The sequence below is a fragment of the Rheinheimera tilapiae genome, from assembly GCF_042432165.1.
GTDB classification, from domain to species: domain Bacteria; phylum Pseudomonadota; class Gammaproteobacteria; order Enterobacterales; family Alteromonadaceae; genus Pararheinheimera; species Pararheinheimera tilapiae.
The window spans coordinates 940,765-957,962 of sequence record NZ_JBHLXP010000001.1 but is presented as its reverse complement, the minus strand read 5'-3'; the positions used below and the strand labels follow the sequence as shown (position 1 = coordinate 957,962).

Here is a 17,198-nt window from a genome sequence, read left to right as displayed (position 1 = left end):
AAAAGCCGCTTTATGCGGCTTTTTTTATTGCTGTTTACATAGTCTCTACAGAACACGCAAAAATATGAACCCTATCTGGCCAATCGCCATAATTAAACTTGAATCAGTTACTTTTGTTGGCATAATCAGAGATATACTGATTTTTTGCTGTTTTGCAGGACCGTTTTTATGGCACTAAACCCACAATCCATTCTGCTGCGTCGACTGAGCCAGGCAGGTTTAGTGGATACTGGGTTGGCCCAACGTTTAATCGTCGAAAAATCCCATCAATATCAGAACGTTGCTGAACTTCTTATCGCTGAGAAACTCATTACTGCCAAATCGCTGGCAGAAAATGTCGCGGCCTTTACCATGCATAGCCTGATCGATCTGGATTTTTATGATCTGGAATTTGTGCCAGAACAGGAACGCAACGAAAAGCTGATCCGAAAACATCAGGTACTGCCGCTCGGTAAACGCGGCCGGACTTTGTTTCTCGGTGTAGTTGACCCGACGGATATGCAACCGGTGGAAGATTTCGAATTCAGCACCGGTCTGCACGCCGAACTGATTGTGGTTGAATACGACAAACTGCTCAAACTGGTTGACCGGGTGTTTGACAGCAAAAATGCTGACAGCTTCGCCGGTTCGGATTGGGATCTATCGGCGCTGGGGGTTGGTGATAGTGACGACCTCGATGAAAAACCCGGCAGTGAAGCAGAAGATCAGCCAATCATCACTTTTATCAACAAAATGCTGCACGACGCCGTCCGCAAAGGTGCGTCGGATTTGCACTTTGAACCATACGAAAAAAGTTACCGCATCCGCTTTCGCATTGACGGCATCTTACATGAAGTCGCGTCGCCGCCGGTGGCGCTGGCTGGCCGACTGTCCGCACGGCTCAAAGTAATGTCGCGACTTGATATCGCAGAAAAACGTGTACCGCAGGATGGTCGGATCAAACTCAAACTGTCGCAGAAAAAATCCATCGACTTTCGCGTCAGCAGTTTACCCACATTGTGGGGCGAAAAAATTGTTATGCGGATCCTCGATTCCGACAGTGCGATGCTCGGTATCGATATTCTCGGTTATGAAGAATCACAAAAACAATTGTATCTGAGCGCGCTGGAACAACCGCAGGGCATGATTCTGGTCACAGGCCCCACCGGTAGCGGCAAAACGGTATCGCTGTATACCGGTCTGAATATTCTGAATACCGAAGAGACCAATATCTCCACCGCTGAAGACCCGGTCGAGATTAACCTCGCTGGCATCAATCAGGTGCAGATGAACAACAAAGCCGGCCTGACCTTCCCTATCGCGCTCAAAGCATTTTTACGGCAAGACCCGGACGTGATCATGGTCGGTGAGATCCGTGACCTCGAAACTGCGGAAATCGCCATTAAAGCGGCCCAAACCGGTCACTTAGTGTTAAGCACCCTGCACACGAATTCCGCCCCGGAAACGCTGACCCGTTTGTTAAATATGGGTGTACCGGCATACAACGTCGCCAGTTCGGTGTCTTTAATCATCGCGCAGCGGCTGGCGCGGCGGTTATGCAATCACTGTAAAGCGCCAGAGCTGTTGCCGGAAGCCGAATTAATGCGCCAGGGTTTCACTGCCGAGCAGTTACCGACAATGAAGTTATTTAAACCGGTTGGCTGTGAGTATTGCACTGGCGGTTATAAAGGCCGGGTTGGTATTTACGAGGTCATGCCAATTTCTGCCGTTATTGCTGAAAAAATAATGGCTGGTGAAAACTCGTTAGAAATCGCCAAACAGGCCCAGCGGGAAGGTATCAATAATTTACGCCAGTCCGGTCTGGCAAAAGCAGCGGCAGGCCTGACTAGCCTGGCGGAAATTAACCGGGTGACCAACGCCTGACAAGCATGTAGACGGCAACAGGCTCAGCACAAGGAATTAATATGGCGGCCGCTCCAAAAATTAAAGAGTTGGACAACTACGACTGGAAAGGCATCAACCGGCGTGGCAAAAAAACGCAGGGCGAGATTAAAGCCAGCTCCATCATGGAAGCCAAAGCGTTGTTACGCCAGCAAGGCATCACGCCATCTCTGGTGCGTAAACAGGCCAAGTCACTGTTTGGTGGCGATCCGAAAATTGTGCCGGTGGATATCGCCATTGTCACCCGGCAAATCGCCACGATGTTGCAAGCAGGTGTCCCCTTAGTGCAGTCGATTGACTTGATTGCCACAGGCTCTGAGAAAAAAAACCTGCGTGTGCTGATGCAGAAGATATCGCTGAAAGTACAAAGCGGTTTGCCGCTGTCAGAGGTACTGCGCGAACAACCCAAATATTTTGATGAGCTGTATTGTGACCTGGTCAAATCCGGCGAGCAGTCTGGTGCTTTGGACCGGATTTTTGATCGGATCGCCATTTACAAAGAAAAAGCCGAAGCGCTGAAATCAAAAATCAAAAAAGCGATGTTTTACCCCATCGCGGTCGTCATTGTTGCGCTGATCGTCACGTCCATCCTGTTGATCTTTGTAGTGCCACAATTTGCAGAAATTTTTGCTGGTTTTGGCGCTGAACTGCCGGCATTTACCTTGTTTGTCGTCAAACTGTCAGAACTGATGCAGGCCTATTGGTGGGTGGTGCTTGTTGCTCTGGTGATTGCGTTTAAAGTGGTTGGCAAAATGTATAACACCAGTCTGTCGTTCCGGACCGGCGCGGATGCCTTGATCCTCAAAGCACCAGTGGTTGGCGATATCCTGAATAAGGCAGCGGTCGCGCGTTATGCCCGTACGTTATCGACGACCTTTGCTGCTGGTGTGCCGCTGATCGAAGCGTTAGAGTCTGCAGCCGGTGCGGCGGGCAACGAAATTTACCGTAATGCGATTATGGAAGTGCGCGCCGATGTGTCGGCCGGTGGCCAGATGTTCAGTTCTATGAAAACCACCAACCGGTTTCCGGAAATGGTGATTCAGATGGTCTCTATCGGCGAAGAATCCGGCTCACTCGATGACATGCTGGCGCGGGTGGCCAATATTTATGAACAGGAAGTCGACGATGCAGTGGACGGTTTAACCGCCCTGCTGGAGCCGCTGATTATGGCGGTGCTTGGTGTATTAATCGGCGGTCTGATCATTGCGATGTATCTGCCAATTTTCCAAATGGGTGCGGTGATCAAATAATGCCATTTTCCGAACAGTTACAACTTATCCTCGCTTTTCTGCAGCAACATCCGCTCTGGCTGTTCAGCACTGTGTTCTTGTTCAGCCTGTGTGTCGGCAGTTTCCTGAACGTCGTCATTTACCGACTGCCAAAAATGATGGAGCAAAGCTGGCAGCAGGAGTATCAGGAGTACTTTCACCCGACGGACAGTCACGCGGCTGCACCGACGTTTAATCTGGCAACGCCCCGTTCGCGCTGTCCGCATTGCAATACACAGCTGTCGGCGCTGGACAATATTCCGCTGGTCAGCTGGTTAACATTGGCTGGCAAATGCCGTTACTGCAAAGCACCAATCAGCGCCCGTTATCCGGCAGTTGAATTGTTGACGGCGCTGTTATCGACGGTCGTGATCTGGCAAACAGGCGCGACAGGCCTTGGTGCGCTGATGCTGGTCGTGACCTGGTGTCTGATAGCGCTGACTTTTATCGACATTGACAAAATGTTGTTACCAGACCAAATCACCTTACCACTGCTGTGGTTGGTATTAGCCGCATCCGCGCTCGGGATCGGCATCGCCCCGCAACAAGCCATCATTGGCGCAGCCTGTGGTTATTTAGCATTGTGGTCGGTGTACTGGGCCTTTAAACTGCTGACCGGCAAAGAAGGCATGGGTTATGGCGACTTTAAGCTGCTGGCCATTTTTGGCGCCTTGCTTGGCTGGCAACAGCTACCGCTAATCATTTTGTTATCATCGCTGGTGGGCGCTGTCATCGGCAGCATCATGTTAGCGGTGCAGAAAAAGCAGCAGAGCACTGCCATTCCATTTGGTCCTTATATTGCCGCTGCTGGCTGGATCGCGATGCTGTGGGGGACGCAAATCAGTGATGCTTACCTGCGTAGTATTGGTCTCTAAATCAATGAGATCTGCGCTGTGAGTCAATTCTGGGTCGGGCTGACCGGTGGCATTGGCAGTGGCAAGTCGACTGTCGCTGCAGAATTTGTCCGGCTCGGTATTCAGCAAGTCGATGCCGATATCGTCGCTCGTCAGGTGGTGGAACCGGGTACTGCCGCACTCGAAGCAATAGTGCAGCAGTTTGGCGAGGCCATCAGGAACAGCGATGGCCAGCTGGACCGCAGCAGATTACGCCAAATAGTCTTTAACGACGAGACTGCCAAAAACTGGCTCAATCAGTTATTACATCCACTGATCCGGCAGGAAATGCTCAGACAGCTGGTAGATGCCACCTCCCCCTATGTGTTGCTGGTCGCTCCGTTACTGCTGGAAAACAAACTGGATCAGCTAGTAGATACCGTGCTGGTGGTTGATGTGTCTGAACAAACCCAAATAAATCGCACCAGCGTGCGCGATGGCAGCTCAGAGTCGCTGGTGCAATCCATCATGGCTGCGCAATGCAGCCGCGAGGAACGGCTGGCGCGCGCCAACCAGGTGATCAGCAACGAAGGCAGTAGCGACACCTTACCGGCGAAGGTCGCAGAACTGCACCGGATCTTTCTGCGTATGGCAGAAGAAAAACTAGCCAAATCGTTGACTTAGGTTTATTTTAATCCAATTATCTGCATAAAAACGGAGTATGCGACTTTTGACAGAAAGCTGCCTGGTATACGAACACCCGCTGAATGAAAAAGTCCGTACTTATTTGCGTGTCGAATACTTATTCCAACAAGTTCATCACCAACTCGCGTTAGCTAACGAATCGCAGCAACTTGGTTTTTTCACATCATTATTTGCACTGATCGAAGTGCTGGATCGCAATGACATCCGGCCTGATTTAATTAAAGATGTTGAACGCTGTGAAGGCGCCTTAGTGAACTGGTCGCGTCACCCACACATCTCCGATGAATTGCTGAGTAACATGTTGCAAAGATCCGTACGTCTGCAAAGCGAGCTGCTGCGCGGTGCCAAATTCGCGAATGTGCTCAAAGATGACAAGTTTCTCGGGCCGCTGCGGCAACGCTTTTTTATCCCGGGCGGCACCTGTTACTTTGACCTGCCGCAACTGCAATATTGGTACACGCTGGATTTGGCCACACGGCATAAACAGGCACAGGATTGGATCGCGCATTTAACGCTGGTTGAACAAGCTATTAGTTTTGTGCTGACGTTTATCCGTGAGCGCGGGCAATTCCAGCCAGCCAGAGCAGAAAACGGCTTTTTTCAAAGCAATACTGAACAGTTTGAATTGTTACGTGTGCGCTACCCACTCAGCTATGGCTGTTATCCAACCATCAGTGGCAACAAATATCGTTATGCCATCCGCTTTATGCAGTTGTGTGATACGCAAGGCCGAGCCACCACCGATCAACAAATTGGTTTTGAACTAGCCTGCTGCTAGAAAGTTTAAAGCGCGACTGCAGATGCCGTATAATAGCGCTCTGTTTTTCCAGCGATGAGTAACCTCCTGATGTCTCCTACTATTGTGCAATGCCCGACTTGTCAGACTGCTGTGATCTGGCAGCCGGAGTCAAAGTACCGGCCCTTTTGCAGTGATCGCTGTCGCTTAATAGATTTGGGTGAATGGGCCAGCGAGAGCCGGCGCATCGCCGATAAACAACCTCTAGAAGCTGGTATTGGCGACGCCGACCTGTTGGCACTGGAAGATGAACTGATGCAACAGGACAATCAGTTCTTTAAAGACTGAGCGGAATGTCGTTAAAACAACGTGGCAACAGCGGCCAGGATCGGGGCATTTGCATCCGGAAACTGATGCTCCTGTAACACGCTGTGATGCACCCAGGCCACTTGTTGGCCTTCACGCCCCTCACCGTCGCCTTGTGGGTTGCTCACGTGCCATACATCCAGTAAGACACGTTTTTCCGGATAATCATACTCCAGCTGCAATAACGGCACTGCGTCTGTCACCACCAAGCCAACTTCTTCCCACAGCTCGCGATGCAATGCCTGCAATACCGTTTCGCCGCTCTCTACTTTGCCGCCTGGAAACTCCCAGCGCCCGCCTTGATGCAGCTGTTCCGGTCTTTTGCTGATAAACACTTGCTCACCACGCGTGATCACGCCAACAGCGACATGGATAGATTTCATCGTTCTTCCTCATTTGCCGGTGATTCTGCCTGAATACCACCGAAAAGCTCCGGGTAACCCCCGGACATAAAAAAAGCAGAGCGAGCTCTGCTTTTTCCCTGGTTTGGCCGGCTTTATCAGCTCAGCTTACCATGACACTGTTTGTATTTTTTACCCGAGCCACAAGGGCATGGATCATTCCGACCGATTTTTTCGGCTTCGCGGAACACAGGTCCTGGCGGCGTCGCCGGAACTTCACCACCCACATGCTCAGCTTCGGCATGTTGGTATTCCATCTCGATCTGCTCGGCTTTACGACGTTGTTCTTCAACGGCTTCAACATCTTCCGGCGCACGGATTTGTACGCGGCTCAGCACACCAATCACGTCCAGTTTCAACTGATCCAGCATAGTGGAGAACAGTTCAAAGGCCTCGCGTTTGTATTCCTGTTTCGGGTTCTTCTGCGCATAACCACGCAGATTGATGCCCTGACGCAGATGATCCATGGCTGCCAGATGTTCTTTCCAATGTGTATCAAGGCTTTGCAGCATCACGGCCTTTTCAAACTGACGCAGTACCGACACACCCACCATCTCTTCTTTGAGCTGATAAGTTTTCTCTACGACATCCTGAATACGCTCACGCAGCTTCTCTTCAAACAGTTTATTGTCGTCAGCCAGCCATTTAGCAATCGGCATATCAATGCCAAAATCTTTGCGGAAACGTGCTTCAAGACCAGGAATATCCCACATTTCATCTAAAGACTGTGGCGGAATATACTGGCTCATCACCGTCTCAACGACATCTTGCCGCACCGCAGCGATAGTTTCGGTAATATCATCAGCAGCCAGTAACTCATTGCGCTGCTCGTACACCACTTTACGTTGATCGTTGGCAACGTCATCAAATTCAAGCAGTTGCTTACGAATATCGAAGTTACGCGCTTCAACTTTACGCTGGGCGTTTTCAATAGCACGGCTGACCAGCGGGTGCTCAATCGCCTCGCCTGGCTCCATGCCGAGTTTACGCATCATGCCGGCCATGCGATCTGACGCGAAAATACGCATTAATGCATCATCCAGTGCCAGGTAGAAACGGCTGGAACCGGCATCACCCTGACGACCTGCACGACCACGCAGCTGGTTATCGATCCGGCGTGATTCATGCCGTTCTGTACCAATGATATGTAAACCACCCGCAGCAATCACTGCATCGTGGCGTTGTTGCCATTCTGCTTTTAACGCCGCAATTTGTTCTTCTGTTGGATTGTCCAACTTCGCCACATCAGACTGCCAGTTACCGCCGAGCACGATATCGGTACCACGACCGGCCATGTTTGTCGCGATAGTCACTGTGCCCGGACGACCGGCTTCAGCGATGATCTGCGCTTCATTGGCGTGGAATTTGGCATTCAGCACCTGATGCGGGATCTTGTCTTTGTGCAATAAAGTCGACAGATACTCGGAGCTTTCAATCGACGCTGTACCCACCAGCACTGGCCGGGCGGCAGCACGCGTCTCTTCGATATCTTTGATAATCGCCTGATATTTCTCTTCTGCAGTCAGGTACACCAGATCTGGCATATCTTTACGGACCATCGGTCTGTTTGTTGGTACGACGATGGTTTCCAGACCATAAATCGTCTGGAATTCAAAAGCTTCAGTGTCTGCAGTACCGGTCATGCCGGCCAGTTTGTCATACAGACGGAAATAGTTCTGGAACGTGATTGAAGCCAGCGTCTGGTTCTCGTTCTGGATCCGCACACCTTCTTTGGCTTCAATCGCCTGGTGCAGACCTTCAGACCAGCGACGGCCTTCCATCGTGCGGCCGGTATGTTCGTCGACGATCACAATCTGATTTTCTTTAATCACATAATCGACGTCTTTCTTAAACAGATTGTGCGCGCGCAAGCCGGCATAAACATGGTGTAACAAGGTGATGTTTGTTGCTGAATACAGCGAATCACCCTGCTGCATCAGACCGCGTTCGACCAAAATTTCCTCGACGCGGATCTGACCACGTTCAGTCAGATAAATCTGCTTGGCCTTTTCGTCGATGGTGTAGTGACCATCGCCCATTTCGCCTTCTGCATCTTCTTTTTCCTGACGCTGTAGCATCGGCACGACCTGATCAATCTGGCGATACAGTTCCGAGCTGTCCTCGGCCTGACCGGAGATGATCAGCGGTGTGCGGGCTTCGTCAATCAGGATGGAGTCAACTTCGTCAATGACGGCATAGGCCAGATCACGTTGTACGCGGTCAGGCATACTGAATGCCATATTGTCGCGCAGATAGTCAAAACCAAATTCATTGTTGGTACCGTACGTGATGTCAGCATTATACGCTTGCTGCTTTTCCATATGGTGCATGCCGGGCACGTTAACACCCACGGTCAAACCAAGGAAATTAAACAGCGGTTCATTGGTCGCTGCATCGCGACGTGCCAGGTAATCGTTGACGGTAATGACGTGTACGGCACGACCGCTCAATGCATTGAGGTAGGCTGGTAACGTTGCGGTCAGCGTTTTACCTTCACCGGTACGCATTTCAGAGATTTTACCCTGATGCAGCACGATACCGCCAATCAGCTGGACGTCAAAGTGACGCATGCCAAACACGCGTTTACTGGCTTCACGGACTGTGGCAAAGGCTTCAGGCAGTAAATCATCAAGCGAGATACCATCGGCATACCGTTGTTTAAAATCCGCGGTTTTCTGCTGCAGTTCAGCATCAGACAAGGCGGCAAACTGGCTTTCCATTGCATTAATCTGATCCACTGTTTTGCGCAGTTTTTTCAGATAACGATCGTTCCGGCTACCAACTAATTTGGTAAAAAGCTTTCCTAACATTGTCCTGGTACCACTATTTTAATGTTGAGACCGCAGCGCGGTCCTGGCAGAGCCATATAGTCTGTTATTGAGCGGGCCGATAAAAGCCTGCGGATTTATTTGTTTACCATTTCTGAGCACTTCGTAGTGCACATGCGGGCCTGTTGATCGGCCGGTGTTCCCGAGCGTAGCAACCTGTTGCCCCTTGTCGACCAATTGGCCAATCTGAACATTTACCGCTTTTGCATGCGCATAGCGGGTGCGATAACCGCCGGCATGTTCGATTTCTACCATGCGGCCATACCCAAAACGTTCGCCAGCCCAAGTGACGATACCACCAGCCGTCGCGACGATGGCACTGCCCTCTTCGCCAGCGAAATCTACACCCTGGTGAATGGCCGGTTCTCCGGTAAACGGATCAGTCCTTACACCAAAAGCAGATGATAGGTAACCGGCAAGCACCGGTCTGCCAGATAACTGGCTGTTTAATCCAATATGGTGATTCAGATCAAGAGATTCAAGCAGACTGAAGCGGGATTGTTCGTACACTAGATCCTGTTCCAGCTCAGACATCTGTTGCAGCATATCCGTAACTTCAAACAAACCCTGAGTACTGGTGGTCTGCGCCGGGCCGCCCATCGGTGGTGGCTGGCGCAAATTAAACTGTTCTGCGGACAAATCCGCCGCGTCGATCAATCGCTCACCAACCATATTCAGGCGATTCACCTGCGCCTGCAATGAGGCAACTTTTGCAGTTAATGCCGCGATTTGATGCTCGGCTTGTTGGCGGATCGCCAAGACCTCGGCGTTTTCACCGGTTGCTCCTGGCAATGGATTCAGCGGGTAAGTTGTTGGATCTGTCCAAATCCGGCCTAAAGCCACACCTGCACCGACGGCAATACAAAACAGCAAGGCCGCACTGACCAGCCGCTGACTGGCGGTGGTTCCAAAACGACCGCTATGATGTCGGTCATCCGGAAAAACTGTTAGACTCATGGGACCTCAGTTTCTGTGTTTTTGTTATGGCCCGCTATTCGCGCAAACCGGTCGACCTGATGACGCTGTTGCAACAAAACCCTGTGTATCAGGGGCAACAGCAAGCAGATATGGTGCGACACCTTAATACCGAATTAATGCAGATTCTGCAACTGGAAAAGCTGACTTTCTGTAAGGTGAACCGGGTTCAGGCCGGCCGGGTACAAATTATGTGCAGCTCTGCGAGTTGGGCCATGAGCCTCAAGATGCAGAAAGACGACATTCTAACGAAATTCCGCCAGAATGTCCTGCCTGAATGTATGGGCATTGATATTGAAGTGAATCCAAATCTGGATTTACGTTATCAGACCTTGGCGCCAGCTGCGGCAGATGAGCCGGCAGCACGTCAAATCAGTGAACAAGCCGCCGGTTATTTATTAGCGAGTGCCGAGAATGCTGACCCCATACTGGCAGCTAAGTTACGCAAACTGGCAGCATTGGCACAGGGCGGCAAAAAATCGTGACGAGCTAAGCGTCATCACAAACAAAAGGCGACCGAAGTCGCCTTTTTGCTGAAATGTGTTTCCGGTTTACGCCAGTTGCGGTGCCAGATAAGAAATAGGTAACTGTGCCGGCTTGTCGAAAGTGACAAACTCCCAGTTTTCTTGATTGGCTAATACCGCGCACAACAGCTGATTGTTCAGCGCATGGCCGGTTTTATAGGCTTTAAACTCACCAAGAATGCTGTAACCGGCCATATACAAATCGCCGATCGCATCCAGGATCTTGTGTTTGATAAATTCGTCGTCGTAACGCAGGCCATCCTGGTTCAGCACGCGGAATTCGTCCAGCACCACAGCATTGTCAAAACTGCCGCCTAACGCCAGATTATTCGCCCGCAGATATTCGATATCCTGCAGGAAACCAAAAGTACGGGCACGACTGATATCTTTAATAAAACCGGCGGCAGAGAAATCAACTTTCATATGCTGGCGGGTTTCGGCAATGACCGGATGGTCAAAGTCGATCGCGAAGTCGATGCGAAAACCGTGGTGCGGCTTAAACTCAGCCCACTTGTCGCCATCTTCGACGCGCACGGTTTTCTTAATGCGGATAAATTTTTTCGCCAGTTTCTGTTCAGAAACGCCGGCTTCCAGCAGCAGGTACACAAATGGATTGGCGCTGCCGTCCATAATTGGGATCTCGGCGGAATCAACCTCAACGATAAGGTTGTCGATACCGAGGCCAGCGACTGCCGCCATCAGGTGTTCAGTGGTGGATAACCGGACGCCCTGAGGATTAATCAGACAGGTACACATCACTGTGTCACCCACCAGTTCTGGTGCGACTTTAAAGTCGACCACCGGGTTCAGATCGACACGACGGAACACAATTCCTGTGTTGTCAGGCGCAGGTCGGAGAGTAAGCGTAACCTTTTCGCCTTTGTGTAAACCCACTCCGATGGAGCTGATGGTCTTCGTGATAGTGCGTTGTTTAATCATCATTTTTTCCTGTTCAAAAACTGAACAATCCCAAACGGCGGCGAAGCATAGCATATGTTAACAAACTTGCCAATGCTACAGGTCCGACTTCAGACTCGCTTTAAAGCTGAAAGTTTCAGCTTAAATCCAACGATTTTTTCGATTAATCGGCTTGCTTACGCAGGAACGCCGGGATGTCGAAAATATCAATATTGGCTTTGTTATCGGCCTGTGGCTTGCTTTGTGGCGCTTCTACGGCTGCCATCGCTGGCTGCGCATCACGCATTTCACGGGCCGTGTTGCCGGCATGGCCATATACGCTGCCGCCATGACCATAACCCGCAGGCGTGCCAGCGCTGTAACCACCGCGTACTGGCTCGGCACGGTGATGACCATGCACCAGGCTGATATCAGGACGACGCTCTGCGCCAATACCGGTTGCAACCACAGTCACGCGCAGCTCATCTGACATTTCTGGATCAATGACCGCACCAACAACAACAGTCGCATTCTCAGACGCGAACGCTTTGACGGCGTTACCGACAATCTCAAACTCTTCGATGGTCAGATCTAAACCAGCAGTGATGTTGACCAGAATACCTTTTGCACCTGACAGGTCGATGTCTTCCAGCAGTGGGCTGGAGATCGCTTGTTCGGCAGCTTCTTCGGCACGATCCGGACCAGAGGCACGGCCAGTACCCATCATCGCAGTGCCCATTTCTGACATCACGGTACGCACGTCGGCGAAGTCGACGTTGATAAGACCAGGACGCGTGATCAGTTCAGCAATACCCTGCACCGCACCAAGCAGCACGTTGTTGGCGGCTTTAAATGCATCGAGCAGGCTGGTACCTTTGCCGAGGACTTTTAATAATTTATCGTTTGGAATAGTGATCAAAGAATCGACATGTTTTGCCAGTTCATTGATGCCTTCGTCCGCATAATTTGAGCGTTTCTTGCCTTCAAACGGGAATGGCTTGGTCACGACAGCAACAGTCAGAATACCCAGCTCTTTGGCCACTTGTGCGACGATTGGCGCAGCACCAGTACCAGTACCACCGCCCATACCGGCAGCGATAAACACCATATCAGCGCCCATGATGGTCTTTTTGATGGTGTCACGGTCTTCTTCAGCCGAACGACGACCGACGTCCGGGTTTGCACCGGCACCTAAACCTTTGGTGACGTTAGCGCCCAGCTGCAGCGTCACATTCGCGGACGAATTACGCAGTGCCTGCGCGTCCGTGTTGGCGGCAATAAATTCCACCCCTTCAATGTTGCTGGCAACCATGTATTCGACAGCGTTACCGCCACCGCCACCGACGCCAACCACTTTGATGACAGCTTCTTCGCTGTGGTTTTCCATTAACTCAAACATGTTGCTCTCTCCGTTTTACGCTTACTCAAAACTCGCCTTTAAACCAGCTGGTCAGTTTTTTCACAAAACCACCAACCGACTCCCGTGCCGCCACTGCTTTTTTCTGCTGGGCACGTGCATCTTTGCCATACAATAACAGACCGACCACACTGGCATAAGCCGGGTCGTTCACATACTCGGTCAAACCGGTAATATTGGCCGGGAAACCCAACCGTACCGGCATCTGGAAAATATCTTCGGCAAATTCGACCGCACCTTCCATCTTGGCGGTGCCGCCGGTCAGTACCACGCCGGCAGCAATTTGCTCTTCCAGACCACTGGCGCGGATCTCTTCCACCACCAGTTCAAATAATTCCTGATAACGCGGCTCAACCACTTCAGCCAGCGTGTGACGTGACATGCTGCGGGCTGGACGACCGCCGACGCTTGGCACTTCAATGTTTTCTTCTTTGCCAACCATGCTGCGCAGCGCACAGGCATATTGAATTTTAATATCTTCAGCATGACCAATCGGTGTGCGGAAGATCTTGGCGATGTCGCTGGTGACCTGATTACCGGCCACCGGGATCACCGCGGTGTGGCGCAGCGCGCCGTTGGTGTAAATCGAAATATCGATAGTCCCGCCGCCCATATCGACCACACAGACACCCAGCTCTTTTTCATCTTCGGTCAGGATGGCAAAGCTTGACGCCAGTGAGCTGAATATCAGCTGATCAACATGTAAACTGCAACGCTCGACACATTTTTCAATATTCTTCGCCATATCGTTGGCGCAAGTGATGATGTGCGCTTTGGCTTCCATCCGTACGCCGGACATGCCAATCGGGCTCTTAATGCCTTCCTGCATGTCGACCGAAAATTCCTGCGGCAACACGTGTAATAAGCGACGTTCTGCTGAAATCGGCACCGATTTGGCGGCGTGGATCACATTCGCCACATCTTCAGCCGTCACTTCAGTGTCGTTAATCGGCACCATACCACTTTCGTTCTGACAACGGATATGTTTACCGGTAATGCCTAAATACACGGATGACACCCGACAATCGGCCATCAGTTCGGCTTCGTCGATGGCGCGTTGCACCGATTGCACCACCAGATTCAGATCGTTGACACCACCTTTATCCATACCGCGGGCAATGTGCGTACCGACGCCAACAATCGCCAGCTGGTTATCTGCGGTGATCTCACCAACGACAGCTTTAATTTGCGAGGTGCCGATATCTAGGCCAACAATCAGATCCCGATCTAACGACTTGGTCATGCTTTTCTCTTTTCCGTTATCACCGGAGGCGCGTACTGCACCGCCAATCCTGTGTCATACCGTAAATCGACTTGTACTATCGCTTCCGGTTTATGTTTTACCACCACCGGATACAGGTCGATAAATCGCTGTACCCGTTTTAATGTATCTTCGCGGCCCAATTTCAGGGCGATGCCATTGCTGAGCTGGACTTCCCAGGCAAAACGCTCGGTGACTGATAACCCGGCCGCATCAAACTGGTGTAACGCCAACAGCGCCTGTACTTTACCGTACATACTCAGTGCGTCCTGCTCTGCCCCTTCCGGGCCAAACAGTTTTGGCAAAGCGGCCTGCAGTTGCTCCAGTGGCGCGCGGAACACTTCGCCGCGTTTGTTCAGCAGATAGTCTTTGTTCCAGATCGCCACCGGACTGTGTTCAGTGACCACCACCACCAGAGTTCCAGGCCACTGTTTGCGTACCGCGACCTGATGCACCCACGGCTGTTGTTGTAAAAAAGCGGCGACTTCGTCGACATCCAGTTTGAAATAGTTGCCAACCAGATGCTGCTGCAACTTACTGTGCAATTGCCCTGGCTGGATATGGCCGAAATCACCATAGAGTTTCACTTGTTTGATCGGGGCCGTCTGCTGGTGCTGTGCCCATTGGCTGACCTTGACGCCAAACCAAATGACTAAGGCCAATGCGCAGAGAAAAAACACCAAACCGCCGACAAAAGCCGGGGTGTAAGGCGTTTTCTGACTCTGACGCAGTGCACTCATAGCGCTTGCTCTAATATTTTGGCGACTAATTGTTCAAAGCTGTAACCGGCAGCACGGGCGGCCATCGGCACCAGCGATTTTTCAGTCATGCCTGGGACGGTATTTACTTCCAGTAAACGGAACTGGCCGTCGCTGTCGAGCATCGCATCGACGCGACCCCAGCCACTGGCGCCCACCGCTTTAAAAGCGGCCATCGCCGATTGTTGCAAGCTGGCTGTTTGTTCAGCGCTAATAGGCGCCGGACACAGATATTCGGTGCTGTTCGACTGATATTTGGCTTCGTAATCATAAAAAGCTCGCGGCGTGCGCATTTCAATTACTGGTAACGCCTGGCCATCTAACATCGACACAGTAAATTCACGGCCGTTAATCCACTGCTCGACCAACACAGCATCGTCGTATTCAAACGCCAGCGCCAAGGCCTGTTCCAGCTCAGCAGCGGTGCTAGCTGCAGACATGCCGATACTGGAGCCTTCATTGGCTGGCTTGACCATCACTTTGCCATTGAGCTGTGCCAGCATTGCGGCGTAATCAATGTCGTCGCCTTTTTGTGCGACACGAAATGGCGCTGTCGGTAAACCATGCGCACTAAACAGAAATTTGCAGCGAATTTTGTCCATTGCCAATGCAGAACCCAACACACCAGAGCCGGTGTAAGGCATATCATGCAGTTGCAGGGCGCCCTGCATGGTGCCGTCTTCACCACCCCGACCATGCAATACAATAAAAACGCGGTCAAAGGCCTGAGCTTCCAGCGCACTAAGCGGTTGGTCTTTTGGATCAAAAGCGTGAGCATCAATGCCTTGTGCCTGTAATGCTTTGAGCACTGCAGCACCTGACTTTAACGACACTTCCCGTTCAGCTGAAGTGCCACCAAACATCACGGCGACTTTGCCAAATTTACTGCTCATGATGCTCTCCCGGCACTTTGTTTCATCAATTCGATATTCAATTGCTGCGCTGCCAGCTGTTTGGCCAGTGCGCCAATATTACCGGCGCCCTGCGTCATCAGCACATCGCCGTCCTGCAGCACATCCGCTAAAGCTGCCGGTAAATCGGCTGGCGTTGCGACATAGATCGGATCAAGCTGACCACGGGCCCGGATGCTGCGGCATAAGCTGCGGCTGTCGGCGCCAGCGATGGCCGCTTCACCGGCACTGTAGACTTCAAGTAACAACAGGCTGTCGACTGTCGACAGCACCTTGGCAAAATCTTCGTATAAATCGCGGGTCCGGGTGTAACGGTGCGGCTGATAAGCCATGACTAAACGGCGCGTTGGCCAGGCATTACGCGCTGCCGCCACTGTCGCCGCAACTTCACTGGGATGATGGCCATAGTCGTCAACTAACAGCACTTTGCCACGACCAGTGTCAAACTCGCCATACTGCTGGAAGCGACGACCGATGCCTTCAAATTTGCTGAATGCCGATAAGATGGCCGCTTCGGCAACCCCTTCATCCTGTGCCATGGCAAAAGCAGCAGTCGCGTTTAAAGCGTTGTGACGGCCCGCCAGGTTTAACTCAATGCTACGGCTCTGTTTGGCCGGATCTGTCACAACAAAATGCGTTCTGGTGCCGGTCTGACTGAAATCACTGATGCGGTAGTCCGCATCTTCGCTAAAACCATAAGTGATCACAGTGCGGCCAATTCGCGGCATCAGTTCCCGTAACACCGGGTCATCGATGCACAGCACTACAGCGCCGTAAAATGGCAGGTTGTGACAAAACTCCAGGTAAGTTGATTTCATTTTCTCGAAATCGCCCTGGTAGGTTTCCATATGGTCCGGTTCGATATTGGTGATGATGGCCGCCATGGGCTGCAGATGCAGGAAAGACGCATCACTTTCATCGGCTTCAGCAATCAGGTAACGACCTGTGCCAAGGCGCGCATTGGTACCGGCCGAATTTAATAAACCACCAATGACAAAAGTCGGATCTGCACCAGCTTCGGCGAAAATTGAAGATACCAGACTGGTCGTTGTTGTTTTGCCATGGGTCCCAGCGATGGCGATGCCGTGGCGATACCGCATCAGCTCAGCCAGCATTTGAGCGCGACGTACCACTGGAATACGTTGTTCCAGTGCCGCATTGACTTCCGGATTATCAGTTTTGATTGCACTGGAAACCACCACCACGCTGGCGCCCTGGATATTCTCCGCCGCATGGCCAAATTTGATTTCAGCGCCTAATGACGTCAGGCGTTCGACCACCGGATTCGGGCCCAAATCTGAGCCAGAAATTTTGTAACCTTCATTGAGCAGGACTTCAGCGATACCGCCCATCCCTGCACCACCAATCCCGACAAAATGAATGCAATCAACACGACGCATTGCAGTTTTTTCCGGGTGCATGGTTTTCATTATCATA

At 51.5% G+C, this 17,198-nt stretch carries 16 protein-coding genes; 7 read left to right on the top strand and 9 right to left on the bottom strand.

The annotated features are described in order from the left end of the window. The first annotated feature begins 168 nt into the window (after positions 1-168). The 6 genes from pilB (at position 169) to yacG (ending at position 5,771) form a co-directional block, all read left to right on the top strand. The gene (gene pilB / locus ACFFJP_RS03950; RefSeq protein ID WP_377240737.1) at positions 169-1,863 is read left to right on the top strand and encodes a type IV-A pilus assembly ATPase PilB; all 1,695 of its coding nucleotides are present in this window, start codon (positions 169-171) and stop codon (positions 1,861-1,863) included. A 41-nt stretch (positions 1,864-1,904) separates the two neighbouring features. After that, positions 1,905-3,131, top strand: a complete 1,227-nt coding sequence (locus ACFFJP_RS03945) for a type II secretion system F family protein (RefSeq protein WP_377240735.1) — start codon at positions 1,905-1,907, stop codon at positions 3,129-3,131. After that, the gene (locus ACFFJP_RS03940) at positions 3,131-4,024 is read left to right on the top strand and encodes a prepilin peptidase (RefSeq protein WP_377240733.1); all 894 of its coding nucleotides are present in this window, start codon (positions 3,131-3,133) and stop codon (positions 4,022-4,024) included. The genes ACFFJP_RS03945 and ACFFJP_RS03940 overlap by 1 nt, the downstream gene beginning before the upstream one ends. A gap of 18 nt (positions 4,025-4,042) precedes the next feature. Then, positions 4,043-4,666, top strand: coding sequence for a dephospho-CoA kinase (gene coaE, locus ACFFJP_RS03935; RefSeq protein WP_377240731.1), 624 nt, complete (start codon positions 4,043-4,045; stop codon positions 4,664-4,666). Positions 4,667-4,712: 46 nt separating this feature from the next. Continuing rightward, positions 4,713-5,465: a cell division protein ZapD gene (gene zapD / locus ACFFJP_RS03930; protein ID WP_377240729.1), complete on the top strand. Its 753-nt coding sequence runs from the start codon at positions 4,713-4,715 to the stop codon at positions 5,463-5,465. Positions 5,466-5,534: 69 nt separating this feature from the next. Continuing rightward, entirely contained in the window at positions 5,535-5,771 is a 237-nt protein-coding gene (gene yacG / locus ACFFJP_RS03925) for a DNA gyrase inhibitor YacG (RefSeq protein WP_377240727.1), read from the top strand. An 11-nt stretch (positions 5,772-5,782) separates the two neighbouring features. On the opposite strand, the gene mutT is transcribed toward yacG, so the two are convergent. From mutT to ACFFJP_RS03910, 3 genes are all read right to left on the bottom strand, one after another. Then, positions 5,783-6,172: an 8-oxo-dGTP diphosphatase MutT gene (gene mutT, locus ACFFJP_RS03920; protein ID WP_377240725.1), complete on the bottom strand. Its 390-nt coding sequence runs from the start codon at positions 6,170-6,172 to the stop codon at positions 5,783-5,785. A 116-nt stretch (positions 6,173-6,288) separates the two neighbouring features. Then, a complete protein-coding gene (gene secA / locus ACFFJP_RS03915; RefSeq protein WP_377240723.1) occupies positions 6,289-9,000 on the bottom strand; it encodes a preprotein translocase subunit SecA in 2,712 nt (903 codons plus the stop codon). An 18-nt stretch (positions 9,001-9,018) separates the two neighbouring features. Beyond that, a complete protein-coding gene (locus ACFFJP_RS03910) occupies positions 9,019-9,975 on the bottom strand; it encodes a M23 family metallopeptidase (protein ID WP_377240721.1) in 957 nt (318 codons plus the stop codon). A 26-nt stretch (positions 9,976-10,001) separates the two neighbouring features. Here ACFFJP_RS03910 and ACFFJP_RS03905 point away from each other — a divergent pair, with 26 nt between their 5' ends. After that, a complete protein-coding gene (locus ACFFJP_RS03905) occupies positions 10,002-10,478 on the top strand; it encodes a DciA family protein (protein ID WP_377240719.1) in 477 nt (158 codons plus the stop codon). 66 nt (positions 10,479-10,544) lie between these two features. On the opposite strand, the gene lpxC is transcribed toward ACFFJP_RS03905, so the two are convergent. The 6 genes from lpxC to murC all read right to left on the bottom strand — a co-directional run bounded on the left by lpxC (position 10,545) and on the right by murC (position 17,197). Continuing rightward, complete coding sequence (gene lpxC / locus ACFFJP_RS03900; RefSeq protein ID WP_031568826.1) at positions 10,545-11,456, bottom strand: UDP-3-O-acyl-N-acetylglucosamine deacetylase; 912 nt, start codon at positions 11,454-11,456, stop codon at positions 10,545-10,547. A gap of 142 nt (positions 11,457-11,598) precedes the next feature. Continuing rightward, positions 11,599-12,813, bottom strand: a complete 1,215-nt coding sequence (gene ftsZ, locus ACFFJP_RS03895) for a cell division protein FtsZ (RefSeq protein WP_377240717.1) — start codon at positions 12,811-12,813, stop codon at positions 11,599-11,601. A 25-nt stretch (positions 12,814-12,838) separates the two neighbouring features. Next, positions 12,839-14,074: a cell division protein FtsA gene (gene ftsA / locus ACFFJP_RS03890; RefSeq protein ID WP_377240715.1), complete on the bottom strand. Its 1,236-nt coding sequence runs from the start codon at positions 14,072-14,074 to the stop codon at positions 12,839-12,841. After that, positions 14,071-14,832 carry a cell division protein FtsQ/DivIB gene (locus ACFFJP_RS03885; protein ID WP_377240713.1) on the bottom strand — a complete coding sequence of 254 codons (762 nt, stop codon included), beginning with the start codon at positions 14,830-14,832 and terminating at the stop codon, positions 14,071-14,073. Before ACFFJP_RS03885 ends, ftsA begins: the two co-directional genes overlap by 4 nt. Then, positions 14,829-15,743 carry a D-alanine--D-alanine ligase gene (locus ACFFJP_RS03880; RefSeq protein ID WP_377240711.1) on the bottom strand — a complete coding sequence of 305 codons (915 nt, stop codon included), beginning with the start codon at positions 15,741-15,743 and terminating at the stop codon, positions 14,829-14,831. The genes ACFFJP_RS03885 and ACFFJP_RS03880 overlap by 4 nt, the downstream gene beginning before the upstream one ends. Next, positions 15,740-17,197 (bottom strand): UDP-N-acetylmuramate--L-alanine ligase, encoded by a 1,458-nt coding sequence (murC, locus tag ACFFJP_RS03875; RefSeq protein WP_377240709.1) that lies wholly within the window; start codon positions 17,195-17,197, stop codon positions 15,740-15,742. The genes ACFFJP_RS03880 and murC overlap by 4 nt, the downstream gene beginning before the upstream one ends. Position 17,198 lies beyond the last annotated feature (1 nt).

Coding starts and splice junctions, on each gene's coding strand:
- ftsA (WP_377240715.1), bottom strand. CDS start 14,074: ATGACCAAGTCGTTAGATCGGGATCTGATTGTTGGCCTAGATATCGGC.
- ACFFJP_RS03880 (WP_377240711.1), bottom strand. CDS start 15,743: ATGAGCAGTAAATTTGGCAAAGTCGCCGTGATGTTTGGTGGCACTTCA.
- lpxC (WP_031568826.1), bottom strand. CDS start 11,456: ATGATTAAACAACGCACTATCACGAAGACCATCAGCTCCATCGGAGTG.
- murC (WP_377240709.1), bottom strand. CDS start 17,197: ATGATAATGAAAACCATGCACCCGGAAAAAACTGCAATGCGTCGTGTT.
- yacG (WP_377240727.1), top strand. CDS start 5,535: ATGTCTCCTACTATTGTGCAATGCCCGACTTGTCAGACTGCTGTGATC.
- ACFFJP_RS03905 (WP_377240719.1), top strand. CDS start 10,002: ATGGCCCGCTATTCGCGCAAACCGGTCGACCTGATGACGCTGTTGCAA.
- ACFFJP_RS03945 (WP_377240735.1), top strand. CDS start 1,905: ATGGCGGCCGCTCCAAAAATTAAAGAGTTGGACAACTACGACTGGAAA.
- ACFFJP_RS03940 (WP_377240733.1), top strand. CDS start 3,131: ATGCCATTTTCCGAACAGTTACAACTTATCCTCGCTTTTCTGCAGCAA.
- secA (WP_377240723.1), bottom strand. CDS start 9,000: ATGTTAGGAAAGCTTTTTACCAAATTAGTTGGTAGCCGGAACGATCGT.
- ftsZ (WP_377240717.1), bottom strand. CDS start 12,813: ATGTTTGAGTTAATGGAAAACCACAGCGAAGAAGCTGTCATCAAAGTG.
- mutT (WP_377240725.1), bottom strand. CDS start 6,172: ATGAAATCTATCCATGTCGCTGTTGGCGTGATCACGCGTGGTGAGCAA.
- ACFFJP_RS03885 (WP_377240713.1), bottom strand. CDS start 14,832: ATGAGTGCACTGCGTCAGAGTCAGAAAACGCCTTACACCCCGGCTTTT.
- pilB (WP_377240737.1), top strand. CDS start 169: ATGGCACTAAACCCACAATCCATTCTGCTGCGTCGACTGAGCCAGGCA.
- ACFFJP_RS03910 (WP_377240721.1), bottom strand. CDS start 9,975: ATGAGTCTAACAGTTTTTCCGGATGACCGACATCATAGCGGTCGTTTT.